The organism is Pseudomonas sp. BTN1, assembly GCF_001907715.1.
In the GTDB taxonomy this organism is placed as follows: Bacteria; Pseudomonadota; Gammaproteobacteria; order Pseudomonadales; family Pseudomonadaceae; genus Aquipseudomonas; species Aquipseudomonas paracarnis.
The window spans coordinates 100,561-119,529 of the sequence record NZ_MPBM01000028.1 but is presented as its reverse complement, the minus strand read 5'-3'; the positions used below and the strand labels follow the sequence as shown (position 1 = coordinate 119,529).

14 protein-coding genes and 2 tRNA genes are annotated in these 18,969 nt (G+C 58.5%); 3 read left to right on the top strand and 13 right to left on the bottom strand.

The features are described 5' to 3' along the window. Positions 1-47 precede the first annotated feature (47 nt). From acs to BMH52_RS15060, 3 genes are all read left to right on the top strand, one after another. Positions 48-1,985, top strand: coding sequence for an acetate--CoA ligase (acs, locus tag BMH52_RS15070; protein ID WP_014719946.1), 1,938 nt, complete (start codon positions 48-50; stop codon positions 1,983-1,985). A 92-nt stretch (positions 1,986-2,077) separates the two neighbouring features. Next, positions 2,078-3,094, top strand: a complete 1,017-nt coding sequence (locus BMH52_RS15065) for a class I SAM-dependent rRNA methyltransferase (RefSeq protein WP_014719947.1) — start codon at positions 2,078-2,080, stop codon at positions 3,092-3,094. Positions 3,095-3,182: 88 nt separating this feature from the next. Then, complete coding sequence (locus BMH52_RS15060) at positions 3,183-6,104, top strand: DUF748 domain-containing protein (RefSeq protein ID WP_073844163.1); 2,922 nt, start codon at positions 3,183-3,185, stop codon at positions 6,102-6,104. A gap of 283 nt (positions 6,105-6,387) precedes the next feature. Here the strand turns inward: BMH52_RS15060 and BMH52_RS15055 are convergent, their stop codons facing one another. The 13 genes from BMH52_RS15055 to glmM form a co-directional block, all read right to left on the bottom strand. Continuing rightward, the gene (locus BMH52_RS15055; protein WP_014719949.1) at positions 6,388-7,008 is read right to left on the bottom strand and encodes a BON domain-containing protein; all 621 of its coding nucleotides are present in this window, start codon (positions 7,006-7,008) and stop codon (positions 6,388-6,390) included. Between the two features lie 293 nt (positions 7,009-7,301). Beyond that, positions 7,302-9,407 carry a polyribonucleotide nucleotidyltransferase gene (pnp, locus tag BMH52_RS15050; protein WP_003194180.1) on the bottom strand — a complete coding sequence of 702 codons (2,106 nt, stop codon included), beginning with the start codon at positions 9,405-9,407 and terminating at the stop codon, positions 7,302-7,304. 195 nt (positions 9,408-9,602) lie between these two features. Next, a complete protein-coding gene (gene rpsO / locus BMH52_RS15045; protein WP_003177875.1) occupies positions 9,603-9,872 on the bottom strand; it encodes a 30S ribosomal protein S15 in 270 nt (89 codons plus the stop codon). A gap of 115 nt (positions 9,873-9,987) precedes the next feature. Beyond that, on the bottom strand, positions 9,988-10,905 hold the full coding sequence (truB, locus tag BMH52_RS15040; RefSeq protein WP_014719950.1) for a tRNA pseudouridine(55) synthase TruB: 918 nt from the start codon (positions 10,903-10,905) through the stop codon (positions 9,988-9,990). A 3-nt stretch (positions 10,906-10,908) separates the two neighbouring features. Next, positions 10,909-11,304 carry a 30S ribosome-binding factor RbfA gene (gene rbfA / locus BMH52_RS15035; RefSeq protein ID WP_003176137.1) on the bottom strand — a complete coding sequence of 132 codons (396 nt, stop codon included), beginning with the start codon at positions 11,302-11,304 and terminating at the stop codon, positions 10,909-10,911. Positions 11,305-11,463: 159 nt separating this feature from the next. Beyond that, positions 11,464-13,980: a translation initiation factor IF-2 gene (gene infB / locus BMH52_RS15030; RefSeq protein WP_003194185.1), complete on the bottom strand. Its 2,517-nt coding sequence runs from the start codon at positions 13,978-13,980 to the stop codon at positions 11,464-11,466. 27 nt (positions 13,981-14,007) lie between these two features. Further along, positions 14,008-15,489 (bottom strand): transcription termination factor NusA, encoded by a 1,482-nt coding sequence (gene nusA / locus BMH52_RS15025; RefSeq protein ID WP_003194187.1) that lies wholly within the window; start codon positions 15,487-15,489, stop codon positions 14,008-14,010. 47 nt (positions 15,490-15,536) lie between these two features. After that, positions 15,537-15,995: a ribosome maturation factor RimP gene (gene rimP, locus BMH52_RS15020; RefSeq protein ID WP_032873230.1), complete on the bottom strand. Its 459-nt coding sequence runs from the start codon at positions 15,993-15,995 to the stop codon at positions 15,537-15,539. A gap of 140 nt (positions 15,996-16,135) precedes the next feature. After that, a tRNA-Met gene (locus BMH52_RS15015) sits at positions 16,136-16,212 on the bottom strand. Positions 16,213-16,308: 96 nt separating this feature from the next. Beyond that, positions 16,309-16,394: transfer RNA gene (locus BMH52_RS15010), tRNA-Leu, on the bottom strand. A 22-nt stretch (positions 16,395-16,416) separates the two neighbouring features. Beyond that, positions 16,417-16,800, bottom strand: a complete 384-nt coding sequence (secG, locus tag BMH52_RS15005; RefSeq protein WP_003194191.1) for a preprotein translocase subunit SecG — start codon at positions 16,798-16,800, stop codon at positions 16,417-16,419. Between the two features lie 4 nt (positions 16,801-16,804). Next, positions 16,805-17,560, bottom strand: a complete 756-nt coding sequence (gene tpiA, locus BMH52_RS15000) for a triose-phosphate isomerase (protein WP_003194193.1) — start codon at positions 17,558-17,560, stop codon at positions 16,805-16,807. Between the two features lie 66 nt (positions 17,561-17,626). Beyond that, positions 17,627-18,964: a phosphoglucosamine mutase gene (gene glmM / locus BMH52_RS14995; protein ID WP_003194195.1), complete on the bottom strand. Its 1,338-nt coding sequence runs from the start codon at positions 18,962-18,964 to the stop codon at positions 17,627-17,629. Between the last annotated feature and the right edge of the window lie 5 nt (positions 18,965-18,969).

Here is an 18,969-nt window from a genome sequence, read left to right as displayed (position 1 = left end):
GGGTGCATCTTTATGACTTGTCGCAAAAACAAGAATAAGGAGCGCTCATGTTCGATATCAGCACCTTTCCCACCGCCGATGCCGTCCGCCGGGCTGCGCAGCTCAGTCAAGAGGACTACCAGCGCCTCTATCGCCAATCCATCGACCAGCCAGACACCTTCTGGGCCGAACAGGCCAAGGGCTTTCTCGACTGGATAAAACCCTGGCACAGCGTCCAGCAGTCAGACATCCACACCGGTGCCGCCCAATGGTTTGCCGGTGGCCAGTTGAACGTCAGCTACAACTGCATCGACCGCCATCTGGCGCAACGCGCCGATCAGCCGGCTTTCATCTGGGAAGGCGATGATCCGTCAACATCCTGCACGATTACTTACCGTCAACTGCACCAAAACGTCAGCCGCCTGGCCAATGTGTTGAAAAGCCGTGGCGTGAACAAAGGTGATCGCGTGTGCATCTATATGCCGATGATCCCCGAGGCGGCGTACGCCATGCTGGCCTGCACGCGAATTGGCGCAGTGCACTCGGTGGTGTTTGGTGGTTTCTCTCCTGACGCCCTGCGCGACCGCATCCTCGACGCCGATTGCCGCACCGTGATCACCGCCGACGAAGGCATACGCGGTGGCAAGCCCGTGGCGCTGAAACAGAACGTCGACAAGGCCCTGGCCAGTTGCCCGAATGTCAGCACGGTACTGGTGGTGGAGCGCACCGGGGCGGGCGTGAATTGGCACGAGGGCCGCGACCTCAAATACCAAGCCGCCCTGGACGCCGCCAGCGACAACTGCCCACCCGAGCCGATGGACGCCGAAGACCCGCTGTTTATCCTGTATACCTCCGGCAGCACCGGCAAACCCAAAGGCGTGTTGCACACCACCGCTGGCTACCTGCTGCAAGCGGCGATGACCTTCAAGTACGTGCTCGATTACCAAGAAGGCGAAGTGTTCTGGTGCACCGCCGACGTGGGCTGGGTCACCGGCCACAGCTATATCGTTTATGGCCCGCTGGCCAATGGCGCCACCTCGCTGATGTTCGAAGGCGTGCCGAGTTATCCGGACAGTTCGCGCTTCTGGCAGGTCATCGATAAACACCAGGTGAATATCTTCTACACAGCGCCCACCGCCCTGCGCGCCCTGATGCGCGAAGGCCACGGCCCGCTGCAGAGTACATCGCGCGCCAGCCTGCGCCTGCTGGGCAGCGTAGGTGAGCCGATCAACCCGGAAGCCTGGGACTGGTATTTCAACGCCGTCGGCGAACAGCGCTGCCCGATTGTTGATACCTGGTGGCAGACCGAAACCGGCGGCATCATGCTCAGCCCGCTGGTCAGCGCCCAGCGCATCAAACCGGGCTGCGCGACACAGCCCATGTTCGGCGTACAACCGGTGTTGCTTGATGAACAAGGCAAGGAAATCAGCGGCGCCGGCAGCGGTGTACTCGCCATCAAATCAAGCTGGCCGGGGCAGATTCGCAGCGTCTACGGCGACCCGCAGCGCATGATCGACACCTACTTCAAGCCCTACCCCGGCTACTACTTCACCGGGGATGGCGCACGGCGCGATGAAGACGGCGACTACTGGATCACCGGGCGGATCGACGATGTGATCAACGTGTCCGGCCATCGCATCGGCACCGCCGAGGTGGAAAGTGCGCTGGTGCTGCATGATCAGGTCGCCGAAGCCGCGGTGGTGGGCTACCCCCACGACGTCAAAGGCCAAGGCATCTACGCCTTTGTCACCCCCATGAATGGCGTCGAACCCAGCGACGCGTTGAAAAAGCACCTGCTGGAGTTGGTCAGCAAGGAGATTGGCAGCTTCGCCAAACCAGAGTTGATCCAATGGGCCCCTGCCCTGCCGAAAACCCGCTCCGGCAAGATCATGCGACGCATCTTGCGCAAGATCGCCTGTAACGAACTGGACAGCCTGGGCGACACCTCGACCCTGGCCGACCCCAGCGTGGTGGACGGTTTGATCGACAAACGCCTCAACCGGTAGGGCCAGGATAATCCCCGGCCTGTGCAGGCCGGGGTTAGCTGTTAAACTTCGCGCCCCCTTTTTCTTATTCATCTGCAAGCAAGGCGCGCTCCATGACTCCCTTGAATCAGGCGCTGCGCGCCGCCCTCGATCACCGCCAAGACCTGATCAACACGCTGCACGCCCAGGGTACGGACTGCTATCGGCTGTTTCACGGCAGCCAGGAAGGCGCCGGCGGCTTGACCATCGACCGCTACGGCCCGCAATTGCTGGTACAAAGCTTCCACCAGTCCCTGGAAACCGCAGACTTGCTGGACTTGCACCAACTGATCAACCAATACATGGGCCTGGAATTGTTGCTGGTGTACAACGACCGTGCCCGCGGCAACTCGCGCATCGACCGCGAAGACACGGTGTACCGCGCCGAGCCTGGCGCATTGGAAGACCTGGTCGGCCACGAGTGGGGCCTCAATTACCGTGTGCGTGGGCGCCACGCCGGGCAAGACCCACTGCTGTTCCTCGACCTGCGCAACACCCGGGGCTGGGTCAAGGACCACAGCGCCGGCAAAAGCGTGCTGAACCTGTTCGCCTACACCTGTGGGGTAGGTTTGAGCGCAGCGGCGGGGGGCGCACGGGAAGTGTGCAACCTGGATTTTGCCGAGGGCAACCTGGCGGTGGGGCGTGAAAACGGCCAGCTCAACCCGCAGTTGCCTAGCATGGAGTTTGTACAGTCCGATTACTTCCCGGCGATTCGCCAACTGGCGGGCCTGCCGATCACCCAGCGTCGCGGGCAGAAGCTGCCGAGCTATCCGCGCCTGGAACAGCGCCAGTACGACCTGGTACTGCTCGATCCTCCCGCCTGGGCCAAGAGCGCTTTCGGCACCGTCGATTTGTTGCGCGACTATCAAAGCCTGCTCAAACCCGCACTGCTGGCCACCGCCGATAATGGCGTACTGATTTGCTGCAACAACCTGGCAAAAGTCAGCATGGAGGACTGGCGTGAGCAGGTGCTGCGCTGCGCGGAAAAAGCCGGGCGCCCGGTACGCGAGTGGCAAGTGATGACACCTGGGGCCGACTTTCCTTCCAGGGACCAACAGCCCCCGTTGAAGACCCTGATCCTGCATTTGTAGGAAGTTTCCCAGCGCCCACGGTTCTTCGGAACCGAATTCCCGTGCCATACTCCAAGGCACTCTCGTTCGACATAGATGGCGTTCACCCATGCCCAAAGGATTGATCCGCGCCGTAGGCGCCTTGTTGACCGCCCTTGCTTTGTACAGCTTGCTGGGCTTTCTGATATTACCCGGCATCGCCCTTCGCATTGCCAACCAACAGTTGGCCAATTACGCCACGGTGCCGTCGCGAATCGAGCGCATCGAGCTCAACCCCTTCAGCCTGGAACTGACGCTGTGGGGCCTGAAGATCGGTGAGCCAGGCAAAGAGCAAGTAGGTTTCGAACGCCTCTACGCCAACCTGCAGATCGACAGCCTCTGGACCCGCGCCCTGCACCTGGCTGATGTGCAACTGGACAAGCCCAAGACCGAACTGCTGTTCGACAAGTCCGGCCAACTGAACCTGGCGCAGTTGTTCAAACTGCCGCCGAGCGAGCCAACCCCGGCCGATCCTGATGCCAAGCCGTTCCCACTGCGTATCGACAGCATCAAGCTGGCCGGTGGTAACCTGCATTTCCAGGACCTGCGCCCCAGCGAGCCCATCGAATTCCTCTACGACGAACTCGACTTCGAGCTGAAAAACCTTAGCACTTTGCCCGACGACAATGCCGACATGACCCTGGTCGCCGCCGGCCCCGAAGGTGGCCAGATCGACTGGAAAGGCAACTTCAGCCTGGTACCGATCACCTCCGAAGGCACCTTGAAGGTGACCGACGGCAAGATGAAAGCCTGGTGGCCGTATGTACGTGACGCCCTGCCACTGGTGCTGGAAGACGGGGTGCTCAACTTCAGCACTGACTACAAATTCAGCCTGGCCAAAGAAACCGAGCTGAACCTGACCAACACCGCCGCCAGCATCGCCCCCTTTGCTATAAAGGCCCCCGATGGCCGGCCACTGGCACGCCTGGAACGCCTGGACGTCAGCGAAACCACGGTAGACCTGGCCAAGCAGCAGGTCATTATCGGCAAGATCCGCAGCAACAAGCTGGAAACCTGGGCCGCCCGTGAGGCCGATGGTCAATTGGACTGGCAGAAGCTGTTCGCCAGCCAACCGAGCAAACCGGCCAAGGCACCGGAACCAACCGCTGCCGACGCGCCGTCGGCACAACCGGCGGCCCCGAGCAAACCGTGGCAAGTGCTGCTCAAGGACGTGCAACTGCGTAACTATCAGGTGCACCTGGCCGACCGCCAGGCTAAACCGGCTGTGGCGCTGGAACTGGGCCCGTTGAATGTCGACGTACAGAACTTCGACAGCCTCAACCAGAGCCCCTTCGCCTTGAAGGTCGACACCGGCCTGGGTAAGCAAGGCAAAATCCAGGCAACCGGCGAGGTTAACCTCAACCCGGTCAGTGCCAAGCTGAAAGTGAACACCCAGGACATCGACCTGCGGGTCGCCCAGGCCTATATCAGCCCGTTTATTCGCCTGGAATTGCGCAGCGGCATGCTCGGCAGCAACCTGGACGTAAACCTCAAAAGCACCGAGCCACTGGCCCTCCAGGTCACCGGCCGCGCCCAGGTTGACCAGTTGCATACCCTGGACACCCTGAAGACCCGCGACTTCCTCAAGTGGCAGCGCCTGGTGCTAGAGGGCGTGAACTACCAGCACGGCCAAAGCCTGTCGATCGACAAGGTCAACCTGTTGCAGCCGTATGCGCGCTTCATGATCAACGAAGATCGCACCACCAACATCGACGACCTGCTGATTCCGCAGCCGGCCGACAGTGGCAGCAAGTCGGCCGCCAAACCTGCCGCCAGTAACGACAAACCCCTGGGCATTCATATCGGGCAGATCGCGATCAACGACGGTTCGGCCAACTTTGCTGACTTTAGCCTCACGCCCAACTTTGCCACCGCGATTCAACAGCTCAACGGCCAGATTGGCACCATCGACAGTCGCCAGGCCAAACCGGCCAGCGTCGACATCAAGGGCAAGGTGGACCGATACGCACCAGTGACGATCAAAGGCAGCGTGAACCCGTTTGACCCGATGGCCGCGCTGGACATCGCCACCAGCTTCAAGCGTGTCGAGCTGACCAACCTGACACCTTACTCAGGTAAATTCGCAGGCTTCCGCATCCGCAAGGGTCGCCTGAATCTCGATCTGCACTACGTGATCACCAAAGGCCAGTTGAAGGCTGAAAACAAAGTGGTGGTCGAGCAACTGCAGTTGGGTGAAAAAGTCGACAGCTCCGATGCCGTGGACTTACCGATTCGCCTGGCTGTCGCCCTGCTCAAGGACTCCGACGGCAAGATCTCCATCGAACTGCCAGTAAGCGGCGACCTGAACAACCCGCAATTCAGCGTGATGCCGATTGTGTGGCAGACCCTGCGCAACCTCGTGGTACGCGCGGCAACCGCGCCCTTCAAGTTCATTGGCGGGCTGGTCACCGGTGGTGGCTCTGAAGACCTGGGCAATGTGTCGTTCGCCGCAGGCTCCAGTGAGCTGAACAAAGACGCCGAAGGCGCTCTGAACACCCTGGCCAAGGCGCTGAAAGAACGCCCTGCCCTGCGCCTGGAAATTGAAGGCACCGCCGCTGCCAGCAGCGACGGGCCGTTCCTGGCCACACAGCGACTGGAGCGTGAATACCAATATAACTACTACAAGATCCTCCAGCGCCGTGGCGACAAGGTCCCGGCCCAAGCCTCCCTGCTTGAAGTGCCAGAGAAGGAAAAAGCACCATTGCTGGAAGGCATCTACCGCACCCGCCTCAAACAGCAACCGCCGGCCGAATGGAAAGACCTGGGCAGCGATGAGCGCTCGGCGAAGCTCAAGGACGGTGTGATCAAGTTCTGGAGTGGCAGTGACGTGCTACTGCGCCAGTTGGGGCAGGACCGAGCCAGCACGATCAAGGATTACCTGGTAGACAAGGGCCAGTTGGAAGATGACCGCGTGTACTTCATCGATGCGCAGCTGGGGCAGGCCGAGAAGGATGGCCGGGTGATCACTCCAATGCATCTGGATGCTGAGTAACTTCTAAGCACTACCCATCCTAATGTGGGAGCTGGCTTGCCTGCGATAGCATCACCTCGGTGCAACTGAATGACCGAGGTGCCAGCATCGCAGGCAAGCCAGCTCCCACATTTTTTGACCTGATCATTCTGTTTCAGCCTGAAATAGAACAGGCCCCGACACAAGTGCCGGGGCCTGTAATGACCACATCCGTGTGGTCGGTCGCATGAACTCCAGAGGTGCGTCAGGTGGATATCTAACTCACCCTAAGCCGCCGCTATTCAGTCCAGACGAAACGTCAACGTTACTCTGCTTTCAGGCCATCGGCCGAGACAGCTTTAACGCCTTTGATCTTCTTGGTAATCGCTACAGCTGTTTCTTTCTGCGAAGCGGTCACAGCGGTAGGGGACGACAGGGATACAACACCTTTGTTGGTTTCAACCTTGATGTCGGTGCCAGGAATGCCTTTTTCAGTGACCAGGTCAGCCTTCACTTTGGTAGTGATCCAGGTATCGCTGGTGGTCTCTTTAGCGTCGTGGGCAGCGCCTTTGGTTTTGTCGATGCCGTCAGCTTTGGTAGCACCGCCAGCCAGCAGGCCGTCAGCAGAAACCGCAGTCACACCTTTGATTTTCTTGGTGATGGCTACAGCAGTAGCTTTCTGCGAATCCGAGACTGCTACGTCGGAGGACAGGGAAACCACACCTTTGTTGGTCTCAACCTTGATGTCCGAACCTGGAATGCCTTTTTCGGTCAGCAGGTCAGCTTTGACTTTAGTGGTGATCCAAGTATCCGAAACGCTTTCCTTAGCCTTGGTCGCTTCACCGGCCGCCAAAGTCATAGGGGCTTGGGAAGTCTGAGCAAAGGCTACGTTAGCACCCATGGCCAGGGTCAGAGCGGTAGCAGTAGCGAGAGCGAACTTCTTCATACGAGTAACTCCTGTTTTATTAAAAGTCTGCAGGCGTAAACCTTCATGCTGCAGCGCTACCAGGGATATTGCAGACAGTGTGCCAACTCGCTGAACAGATTAAATCCCTTATTAAACAATGACTTATGAAAAGCATAAATTTTCGAAATCGTGCAACTTGCATGAAGCTCATCGTGCCTGCATGCAAGTTGCGGCTTTTGGGCGGCGCTAAACAGCTGATTCTGCTTCATTTTCTCGCGCCCATAAAAAAGGACTCCGAGGAGTCCTTTTTTCAGCGTGAAGCCTGCGGGTGATTAAACGCCCGAAGCCTTGGCTGCTGCTACGTCCTTGATGGACAGCTTGATACGGCCGCGGTTGTCCACGTCCAGTACCAGCACTTCCACTTCCTGGCCTTCTTTCAGAATGTCGGTCACTTTCTCAACGCGAGCATCGCTCAGCATGGAGATGTGAACCAGACCGTCTTTGCCCGGGAGGATGTTGACGAACGCGCCGAAGTCGACGATGCGCTCAACCTTGCCGACGTAGATCTTGCCGATCTCGGCCTCAGCAGTGATACCCAGTACGCGCTGGCGTGCTGCTTCAGCCGCTTCCTTGGTTTCGCCGAAGATCTTGATCGAACCGTCGTCTTCGATGTCGATCGAAGCCTTGGTTTCTTCACAGATCGCACGGATGGTCGCGCCGCCTTTACCGATGACATCACGGATTTTGTCGGTGTCGATTTTCATCGCGATCATGGTCGGAGCATTTTCCGACAGTTCGGTGCGGGACTGACCAATGATCTGGTTCATCTGGCCGAGGATGTTCAGGCGCGCTTCCAGGGCTTGGCCCAGGGCGATTTCCATGATCTCTTCGGTGATGCCTTTGATCTTGATGTCCATCTGCAGCGCGGTCACACCTTTGGCGGTACCAGCTACTTTGAAGTCCATGTCGCCCAGGTGGTCTTCGTCACCCAGGATGTCGGTCAGGATGGCGAACTTCTCGCCTTCTTTAACCAGGCCCATGGCGATACCGGCAACCGGTGCCTTCATTGGCACACCGGCGTCCATCAGCGCCAGGGAAGCACCGCAGACCGAAGCCATGGAGCTGGAACCGTTGGACTCGGTGATTTCCGATACAACACGGATGGTGTACGGGAACACGTCAGCGGCAGGCAGCATGGCCTGAACCGAACGACGGGCCAGACGGCCGTGACCGATTTCACGACGACCTGCACCGCCCATACGACCACACTCGCCCACCGAGAACGGAGGGAAGTTGTAGTGCAGCATGAAGGGGTCTTTTTTCTCGCCTTCCAGGGTGTCCAGCAGTTGTGCGTCACGGGCAGTACCCAGGGTCGCAACCACCAGGGCCTGGGTTTCGCCACGGGTGAACAGCGCCGAACCGTGAGTCTTCGGCAGTACGCCGACTTCGATGTTCAGCGGACGCACGGTGCGGGTGTCGCGACCGTCGATACGTGGCTTGCCGTTAACGATGTTTTCGCGAACGGTGCGGTATTCGATCTCACCGAAAGCAGCTTTGACTTCGCTGGAGGAAGGCTGGCCTTCTTCGCCGGACAGCTTGGCGACGACCTGGTCCTTCAGCTCACCCAGGCGAGCGTAGCGGTCGGCCTTGACGGTGATGGTGTAGGCGTCGGAGATGGCAGCGCCGAACTCGGAGCGGATAGCGCCCAGCAGTTCGGTGGCTTCCGGGGCAGCAGCCCAGGTCCAGGTCGGCTTGGCAGCTTCGGCAGCCAGTTCTTTAACCGCGTTGATCACAACCTGGAACTCGTCGTGAGCAAACAGTACGGCACCCAGCATCTGGTCTTCGGTCAGCTCTTTGGCTTCCGATTCAACCATCAATACGGCTTCGGACGTACCGGCAACGACCATGTCCAGGCTCGAGGCTTTCTGTTGCTCGTAAGTCGGGTTCAGCAGGTAGCCGGTGCTTTCGTGGAACGCAACGCGGGCAGCGCCGATCGGGCCATCGAAAGGAATACCGGAGATGGCCAGGGCAGCCGAGGTACCGATCATCGCAGCGATGTCCGGATCGGTCTTCTTGCTGGTGGAAACGACGGTGCAGACAACCTGCACTTCGTTCATGAAGCCTTCTGGGAACAGCGGACGGATCGGACGGTCGATCAGTCGGGAAGTCAGGGTTTCTTTCTCGGAAGGACGGCCTTCGCGCTTGAAGAAACCGCCAGGGATCTTACCGGCAGCGTAAGTCTTTTCCTGGTAGTGAACGGACAGAGGGAAGAAGCCCTTGCTCGGGTCAGCGGTCTTGGCGCCAACAACGGTCACCAGTACGGTCACGTCGTCGTCAACGGTAACCAGCACTGCGCCGGAGGCTTGACGGGCGATACGGCCTGTCTCGAGGGTAACGGTCGACTGACCGAACTGGAATTTTTTGATAACCGGGTTCACGGTGTCCTACCTTCTTTGTGGCTCTTGGGGGAACTTGTCTTCTTGCGAAATTCTTGGGCAATGCCGGGAATCGGCCCGACGCTCGTCCAGGGTAAAACGTGTATCCAGATAAAACTTGAGGCTGGGAGCCTACCACGGGCCAACGGGAATCCCGATGACACGCGGCAGACAACCAACCTCTAGCGCAATCGCTTATTAGCGACGCAGACCCAGGCGACCGATCAGAGTCTGATAACGACCCAGATCCTTGCCTTTTAGGTAGTCCAGCAGCTTACGGCGCTGGTTTACCATGCGGATCAGACCACGACGGGAGTGGTGGTCTTTACCGTTGGCCTTGAAGTGACCTTGCAGTTTGTTGATGTTGTGGGTCAGCAGTGCAACTTGCACTTCTGGCGAACCAGTGTCACCAACAGCTTGCTGATAGTCAGCTACGATTTGTGCTTTTTCTTGAACGTCGAGAGCCATGAGGCAATCCTTTTTTCAGGAAACCACCCAAAGGGCAGTTTCAACAGGCCAGGGACAAATCCCTGTATCTAAAAATGAGTGTTGACCATGCCTGTTAACAGCCACACTCGTTCGGTCATTCTGACCGAATCAGCCGACGCGGCGCGATGCGCCCGTCTTCGCTCACTTCACCGATACCGATAAAGCGACCGTTATGATCCTGTACTCGCACCATGCCGAACTTCGGGGCATCCGGGGCGCGTACCGGCTGGCCGTTGAGCCAGTAGAACGCGCTGTGCTCCGAGAAGTGCAGCAGCGGCCAATCGAGCAAACCGCTGTCCGATGGCATGAGGAAGCGATCAACCGCTTCATTGCCGCCCTCGGCGTGTACCGCTTCCAACTCTTCCAGCGTGACCGTCTGGGCCAGGCTGAAAGGCCCGGCCTGGGTGCGTCGCAGTTCTGCAACGTACGCGCCGCAACCGAGCTTTTCACCAATATCTTCCACCAGGGTACGGATATAGGTGCCTTTGCTGCAGTCCACGGCCAAACGGGCAGTGTCGCCTTCACAAGCGAGCAATTCCAAGCGCGCAATAGTAACAGAACGCGGTTCGCGCTCCACTACTTCGCCCGCACGTGCCAGCTTGTAAAGTGGCTGGCCATCGCGCTTGAGTGCCGAGTACATCGGCGGTATCTGACTGATTTGCCCACGAAAAGCGGGTAAAGCAGCTTCAATATCCGCACGACCAACGGTCACGTCGCGAACCTGCAAAACATCACCTTCGGCATCCGCCGTGGTGGTGGTCTTACCCAGTTGCATCAGGGTTTCGTAACCCTTGTCGGAATCAAGCAGGTATTGCGAAAACTTGGTGGCCTCGCCAAAGCACAACGGCAATACACCGGTGGCCAATGGATCAAGGCTGCCGGTATGCCCGGCCTTCTCGGCGTTGAGCAGCCAGCGAACCTTCTGCAACGCGGCATTGGAGGTAAAGCCAATGGGTTTGTCGAGCAGAATGATGCCACTGACGTTGCGACGAATACGTTTGACCTGAGCCACCGCTTACTCCTTGGCGTCTTCAGGTGTGGACGGATGCTGGCTGTCTTCAGCCACGGCGCGTTCGATCAGGGCCGACAGGTGCGCGCCACGCACGACGCTTTCGTCGTAGTGGAAGTGCAACTGTGGAACGCTGCGCAGCTTCATTTCACGGGCCAACTGCATACGCAGGAAACCTGCGGCGGAGTTGAGCACCTTGATGCTTTGCGCGATTTCTTCGCTGTTGTCCTGCCCCATTACGGTGATGAAGATCTTGGCGTGACCCACGTCACGGCTCACTTCAACAGCGGTAATGGTGACCAGGCCAACGCGTGGGTCTTTGACTTCGCGGCGGATCAGTTGGGCCAGCTCACGCTGCATCTGATCGCCGATACGCTGGGTACGGCTGTATTCTTTTGCCATGTCTTGTTACCTGTTACTGCCACACGGTGAAACCCGTGGGGTCTGAAAGCGGCAAACGCCCGGCCTGACAAAAGCCAGACCGGGCGTTGCGTTTAGAGTCCTGACGCTACACGGGGCATCTGCATGCCCACACGCTGCGCGGCTCCTGAAGTGCGCGAGTTAGAGGCTGCGAGCAACCTGAACCTTCTCGAAGACTTCGATCTTGTCGCCAACCTTGACGTCGTTGTAGCTCTTGACGCCGATACCGCATTCCATGCCGGCACGTACTTCGGCAGCGTCATCCTTGAAGCGGCGCAGGGATTCCAGCTCGCCTTCGAAGATAACGATGTCTTCACGCAGTACACGGATTGGACGGTTACGGTACACAGTGCCTTCAACCACCATACAGCCGGCAATCGCGCCGAATTTCGGCGAGCGGAACACGTCACGCACCTCGGCGATACCCAGGATGTTCTCCCGGACGTCACTGCCAAGCATGCCTGTAAGGGCCTTCTTGACGTCTTCGATGATGTCGTAGATGACGTTGTAGTAACGCATGTCCAGGCCTTCCTGCTCGACGATCTTGCGAGCGCCAGCATCGGCACGCACGTTGAAGCCGAACAGTACAGCGTTGGAAGCCAGTGCCAGGTTGGCGTCGGATTCGGTGATACCACCGACACCGCCACCGACAACGCGCACTTGCACTTCGTCGTTACCCAGGCCGTTCAAGGCGCCGTTCAACGCTTCGAGGGAACCGCGGACGTCGGATTTGAGGACGATGTTAAGCGTCTTCTTCTCTTCCTGGCCCATGTTCTCGAAGATGTTTTCCAGCTTGCCGGCGTGAGCACGGGCCAGCTTGACCTCGCGGAACTTGCCTTGACGGAACAGAGCCACTTCACGGGCTTTCTTCTCATCAGCCACTACGCTCATCTCGTCGCCAGCGTCCGGCGTACCGTCCAGGCCGAGAATCTCGACCGGGATAGCAGGACCTGCTTCCTTGATTGGCTTGCCGTTCTCGTCGAGCATGGCACGTACACGGCCGTAGTTCGAACCGACCAGTACCATGTCGCCTTGGCGCAGGGTACCGTCTTGGACCAGCACGGTGGCAACTGGGCCACGGCCCTTGTCGAGACGGGACTCCACCACGACGCCACGGCCAGGAGCCGATGGAGTAGCGGTCAGTTCCAGGACTTCGGCTTGCAACAGGACCGCTTCGAGCAGTTCGTCAACGCCGGTACCCATTTTCGCCGAGACCGATACGAATGGCGTCTCGCCACCCCATTCCTCGGACGTCACGCCGTGAACCGACAGTTCGCTACGGATGCGATCGAGATCGGCGCCCGGCTTGTCGATTTTGTTCACGGCAACGACCAGAGGAACACCGGCAGCCTTGGCGTGCTGGACGGCTTCAATGGTCTGCGGCATTACGCCGTCGTCCGCTGCAACCACCAGGATCACGATGTCGGTCGCCTTGGCACCACGGGCACGCATTGCGGTAAACGCGGCGTGACCTGGGGTGTCGAGGAAGGTGACCATGCCGCGTTCGGTTTCAACGTGGTATGCACCGATGTGCTGGGTAATACCACCGGCTTCGCCTGCGGCCACCTTGGCACGACGGATGTAGTCGAGCAGGGAAGTCTTACCGTGGTCAACGTGGCCCATTACGGTCACGACCGGCGCACGGGAAACCGCTTCACCTTCAAACTTCAGGGACTCGGCCAGGGAATCTTCCAGGGCGGTGTCGCTGACCAGGGTCACTTTGTGGCCCAGCTCTTCAGCAACCAACTGGGCAGTTTCCTGGTCCAGTACCTGGTTGATGGTGGCCGGAGTGCCCAGCTTGAACATGAACTTGATGATTTCAGCAGCCTTGACCGACATCTGCTGGGCCAGATCGCCCACAGTGATGGTCTCGCCGATCTTCACTTCACGCACGACAGGGCCGGTTGGGCTCTGGAAACCGTGGGCGTTGCGCTTCTTCAGCTTGGCCTTGCCGCGACCACCACGACGGAAGCCATCGCTTTCTTCGTCGGTGGTACGTGGGGCAACGCGTGGCGCAGGCGCTTTCTCTTTGACCGAGGCGCGGTGCGGAGCGTTTTTACGCTCGCCATCGCCACCACCACCGCGACGATTGTTGTCGTCAGCACGTGGTTTGTCCGGACGACGAGGCTCGTCGCGCTTGCGGGCGTCTGCTGCAGGAGCAGGTGCGGCGGCAGCCGGGGCAGCCTCACGCACAGCTTCAACAGGGGCGGCGACCGCGTCAGTGGCAGCAGGTTGCGCAGCAGCAGGCTGGCGACGCGCTTCTTCTTCGGCGCGACGCTTGGCTTCTTCTTCAGCCTTCTGACGTGCAGCATTTTCTACTGCGCGACGTTCTTCCAGCTCGCGTTTGCGCTCGGCTTCGATTTCTTCCGGGCTGCGCTGTACGAAGACTTTCTTCTTGCGTACTTCAACGCTGATGCTCTTGCTACCTGCAACCCGCAGGGTGCTGGTGGTTTTGCGCTGCAATGTAATCTTGCGCGGTTCTTCCACTTTCGCCTTGTGGCTGCTCTTCAAGTGAGTCAGCAAAGACTGCTTCTCACTATCGCTCACACCTTCATCGGCGGCGGTGTGCGGCAGACCTGCCTCACGCATCTGCTGCAACAGGCGCTCTACCGGTGTTTTGACCTCATCGGCCAGTTGTTTCACCGTGACTTGCGTCATGCACTTCTCTCCTCAGGCCGCGCCTAATTACTCGAACCAATGGGCTCGGGCGGCCATGATCAACTTGCCGGCACGATCTTCGTCAATGCCGTCGATGTCGAGCAGATCGTCAATAGACTGCTCGGCCAGGTCTTCGCGGGTAATTACGCCGCGCACCGCCAGTTCCATCGCCAAATCCTTGTCCATACCCTCAAGCGAGAGCAGGTCTTCGGCCGGATGGGCGTCTGCCAGCTTTTCCTCAGTAGCGATGGCTTTAGTCAACAAACGATCCTTGGCCCGAGCGCGGAGCTCGTTGACGATATCCTCGTCAAAGCCGTCGATGTTGAGCATTTCTTCCAACGGTACGTAGGCAATCTCTTCCAGGCTGGTGAAGCCTTCATCTACCAGCACCTGTGCCAGTTCTTCATCGACTTCCAACTCTTCGATGAAGTTGCGCAGGATGTCACCGGTTTCAGCTTGCTGCTTAGCCTGGATGTCCGATTCGGTCATCACGTTCAGGGTCCAGCCGGTCAGTTGGCTGGCCAGACGCACGTTCTGACCACCACGACCAATGGCCTGAGCCAGATTGTCTGCGCCAACGGCGATGTCCATTGCATGGGCATCTTCGTCAACGATAATTGCCGCCACTTCAGCTGGCGACATGGCGTTGATCACGAACTGCGCCGGGTTATCGTCCCACAGGACGATGTCCACACGCTCACCGCCCAATTCGCCCGACACTGCCTGGACGCGCGAACCGCGCATACCGATGCAAGCGCCTTGCGGGTCGATGCGTTTGTCCTTGGAGCGGACCGCGATCTTGGCACGCGAACCCGGGTCACGGGACGCAGCCATCACTTCGATCAGGCCTTCGGCGATTTCCGGCACTTCGATACGGAACAGCTCGATCAGCATTTCCGGCGCGGTACGCGACAGGATTAACTGCGGGCCGCGGTTCTCGGTGCGGATTTCCTTGAGCAGCGCACGCAGACGCACGCCGACACGGAAGGTTTCGCGAGAGATGATGTCTTCGCGGGCCAGCAACGCTTCGGCGTTGTTGCCCAGGTCGACGATCACGTTGTCGCGGGTAACTTTTTTCACGGTGCCAGAGATGATTTCACCCAGGCGTTCGCGATAGGCGTCAACGACTTGAGCGCGCTCGGCTTCGCGAACCTTCTGCACAATGACCTGCTTGGCGGTCTGTGCAGCAATACGGCCGAATTCGATCGACTCGATCTTTTCTTCGACAACATCGCCAACCTGAGCGCCCGGATGCGTTTGCGCAACCTTGCTTGGCCAGGTTTCGATGGCCGGATCATCAAGATCGTCCTCTTCGACCACCGTCCAGCGACGGAAAGTCTCATAGGCACCGGTGTGGCGGTTGATTTCCACACGCAGATCTACTTCGTCTTCAAAACGTTTCTTGGTAGCAGTGGCCAGGGCCAGCTCCAACGCTTCAAAAATCACGCTTGCCGGTACACCCTTTTCATTGGATACCGACTCAACAACCAGCAGTACTTCTTTGCTCATCGTACGCCTCGCCTTTCGCAAGCCATTGGATCCGCGGGATCCGCGTCTCAGTCAAAACTGGGAATAATGTTGGCCTTGTCGATCATATCGATCGGCAACAGGAACTCGTGGTCTTCTACCTGCACCACGACATCCTGCTCTTCTACACCGCGCAGAAGGCCCTGAAAGTTGCGTCGCCCTTCAAAGGGGGAGCGCAGCTTGATCTTCACTTGTTCACCGGCATATTTAGCAAACTGCTCGATAGTGAACAGTGGGCGTTCCATGCCTGGCGAGGAAACTTCAAGGGTGTATTCAACGGAGATTGGATCTTCAACATCCAGCACACCGCTGATCTGACGGCTGACAATGGCACAATCGTCCACCAGCACGCCGCCCTCTTTATCGATATAAACGCGCAACATTGAGTGGCGACCTTGAGCCGAAAACTCAATACCCCAGCATTCATAGCCTAGGGCCACGACCACCGGGGCCAACAAGGCCTGCAACTCTTCTAGCTTGCTCGACACCTGAACCCCCTCGTGCATGTATGTGCATGCTGTGCAAAATAAAAAAATGGGCGAAACGCCCATCCTTGAAACGCCGTCGAACAGCGGCGTTGAAAGTGTCCAGCTAACAAAAAGCCCCTTAAAAGGGGCTCCGCTAAAACTGGTTGCGGGGGCCGGATTTGAACCGACGACCTTCGGGTTATGAGCCCGACGAGCTACCAGACTGCTCCACCCCGCGACAAAGCTGGGGCGGAAGTATACGACCGATCCCTTACAGGGTCAATGTAACCTTCCACCTACAAGAAAGCCCGCAACAGCGGGCTCTCCTGATAATTGGTACCGAGAAGGGGACTCGAACCCCTACACCCTATGGGCACAACCACCTCAAGGTTGCGTGTCTACCAATTCCACCACCTCGGCAATACAGCGTTTACAACCCTTCTTACTTCTGCTCTTGAGCTGGAGGTACGTCAGTCGCTGGAGTAGCCGACTTTTGCTCTTGAAGCACCGGGACATCATCAGAAGCCGGTTTTGCTTTTGGAACTTCCAACACTGCTGGGTTTGGCAAACCTACTTGAGTCAGCACATGAGCTTTCTCTTTAGCAAAGTAACCTAACCCTAAGCTGGTTATGAAGAAACCTGCGGCAAGTATAGCAGTAAACTTACTAAGAAAGGTAGAGGAACCTTGGCTTCCGAACACAGTATTTGAAGCACCTGCACCGAAAGACGCACCAGCATCCGCACCTTTACCCTGTTGCAACAAAACCAGAGCAACTACGCTCAGGGCAGCCAACAGATGAAAAACGACTACGACTGTTTCCAGCATTTTTTCAGTTTCCCGCGGCGCGACAGATCGCACCGAACTCATCTGCATTCAGGGAAGCTCCACCAATGAGCCCCCCATCGATATCCGGCATGCCGAACAGTTCGACCGCATTGGCCGCCTTCACGCTGCCGCCGTATAGAAGCCGCACACCTTGTGCGACTTCAGAATTCTCTGCCGCCAACTGCGCGCGGATGGCTGCGTGCACATCCTGCGCCTGTTGCGGTGTAGCAGTCAGCCCGGTGCCAATGGCCCAGACCGGCTCGTAAGCAATAACTGCCTTTGCAAATGCACCAACACCCAGCTCCTCGATGATGCTGCCCAGCTGACGCGAGACAACTTCAAGAGTCTTGCCCGATTCGCGCTGCTCAAGGGTCTCCCCTATGCACAACACCGGAATCAAGCCACAAGCCTGTGCTGCGGCGAACTTGCGGTTGAGCGTCCCATCCCGCTCGCCCATCATCTGGCGACGCTCGGAGTGCCCGACAAGCACATAGGAACAACCCGCATCAACCAGCTGACTCGGCGAAATCTCGCCGGTCAACGCACCTTGCATCGGCTCTACCGCAGAGTTCTGCGCGCCGACCTGAATCGACTTGCCCTTCAAGCCATCAACCACTTGGTTGATATGCAAGCAAGGCGGGAACACCGCGACGTCAACACCGCTAGGCAAGGCCAAGTGACGAAGGCCGTTGATCAGCTCAGCGACACTGGCGCGGGTACCGTGCATCTTCCAGTTACCAGCTACCATAGTGCGACGCATGCTGTACCCCGTCGGTCAAAGTGGGCGCAGATGTTACCCAACCACATCATCACTGGCAAGCCGAATTCAGGCGCAAACTTCAGTTACCAGTTTTGCCAGGTCTTCGGCATGGCCGCGAACCTGTGTTTCGTCCTCGCCTTCGACCATCACACGCACCAGCGGCTCTGTGCCGGACTTGCGCAGCAACACACGCCCGCGCCCCGCCATTGCCTGGGTCACGCGCTCGCAAGCCTCTTTGACAGCAGGGTGCTCGATGGGGTTTTCGCCACCGGCAAAACGCACATTGAGCAGCACTTGCGGGCACTTGCGCAGGGCTTGACGCGCCTGGGCCAGGCTCTCCTCGCGGCGACGCAGGGCCAACAGCACCTGTAGCGCGGCGATGATCGCGTCACCCGTGGTGGTGTGCTGGAAGCAGACCACGTGCCCGGAGTTCTCGCCGCCGACCAACCAGTTACGCTCCAGCAGCTCGGCGATCACGTAGCGGTCACCGACATTGGCGCGAATAAAGGGAATCCCCAGTTCTGCCAACGCCAATTCCAGCCCGAGATTACTCATCAGAGTGCCGACCACGCCACCTTGCAGCTTGTTACGCTCATGCAGGTCACGGGCAATGATGAACAACAGGTCATCACCATCCACGATCGTGCCAGTGTGATCCACCATCAGCACGCGGTCGCCATCGCCATCAAAAGCGATGCCCAGGTCCGCATGCTCAGCCAGCACAGCAGCCTGCAGTTGCTCCATGTGGGTGGAACCGCAGTTGTCGTTGATGTTCAAGCCGTTGGGCTGAGCCGACAGCACGGTAACCTGTGCGCCCAGTTCCTTGAAGACGCTCGGCGCCACCTTGTAGGTCGCCCCATGGGCGCAATCGACAACAATTTTCAAGCCTGCAAAATTGGTGCTGCTCGGGACGCTGCTTTTACAGAATTCGATATAGCGGCCTGACGCGTCGTTAATGCGCGACACCTTGCCCAGCTTGCTGGACTCGACCACCGTCATCGGCGCATCCAGCAGCTCTTCGATCATCAACTCGATCTCGTCAGGCAGCTTGGTGCCCTGCCCCGAGAAAAACTTGATGCCATTGTCATCATGAGGATTGTGGGAGGCGCTGATCACAATACCGGCTTCAGCGTGGAAGGTACGCGTCAGGTAAGCGATTGCCGGCGTGGGCATAGGCCCCAACAGCATCACATCGGCCCCGGCGGCGGACAATCCGGCCTCCAGCGCAGACTCAAACATGTAGCCCGAAATACGGGTGTCCTTGCCCACCAAGATGCGACACGCGCCCATGCTGCGGAACGCCATGCCTGCCGCCCAACCCAGCTTGAGCATGAAATCAGGGGTGATCGGGAATTCGCCGACCCGACCACGAATGCCGTCGGTGCCAAAATATTTTTTAGTCATAAGTA

Coding starts and splice junctions, on each gene's coding strand:
- acs (WP_014719946.1), top strand. CDS start 48: ATGTTCGATATCAGCACCTTTCCCACCGCCGATGCCGTCCGCCGGGCT.
- BMH52_RS15065 (WP_014719947.1), top strand. CDS start 2,078: ATGACTCCCTTGAATCAGGCGCTGCGCGCCGCCCTCGATCACCGCCAA.
- BMH52_RS15060 (WP_073844163.1), top strand. CDS start 3,183: ATGCCCAAAGGATTGATCCGCGCCGTAGGCGCCTTGTTGACCGCCCTT.
- BMH52_RS15055 (WP_014719949.1), bottom strand. CDS start 7,008: ATGAAGAAGTTCGCTCTCGCTACTGCTACCGCTCTGACCCTGGCCATG.
- rpsO (WP_003177875.1), bottom strand. CDS start 9,872: ATGGCTCTCGACGTTCAAGAAAAAGCACAAATCGTAGCTGACTATCAG.
- rbfA (WP_003176137.1), bottom strand. CDS start 11,304: ATGGCAAAAGAATACAGCCGTACCCAGCGTATCGGCGATCAGATGCAG.
- infB (WP_003194185.1), bottom strand. CDS start 13,980: ATGACGCAAGTCACGGTGAAACAACTGGCCGATGAGGTCAAAACACCG.
- nusA (WP_003194187.1), bottom strand. CDS start 15,489: ATGAGCAAAGAAGTACTGCTGGTTGTTGAGTCGGTATCCAATGAAAAG.
- secG (WP_003194191.1), bottom strand. CDS start 16,800: ATGCTGGAAACAGTCGTAGTCGTTTTTCATCTGTTGGCTGCCCTGAGC.
- tpiA (WP_003194193.1), bottom strand. CDS start 17,560: ATGCGTCGCACTATGGTAGCTGGTAACTGGAAGATGCACGGTACCCGC.
- glmM (WP_003194195.1), bottom strand. CDS start 18,964: ATGACTAAAAAATATTTTGGCACCGACGGCATTCGTGGTCGGGTCGGC.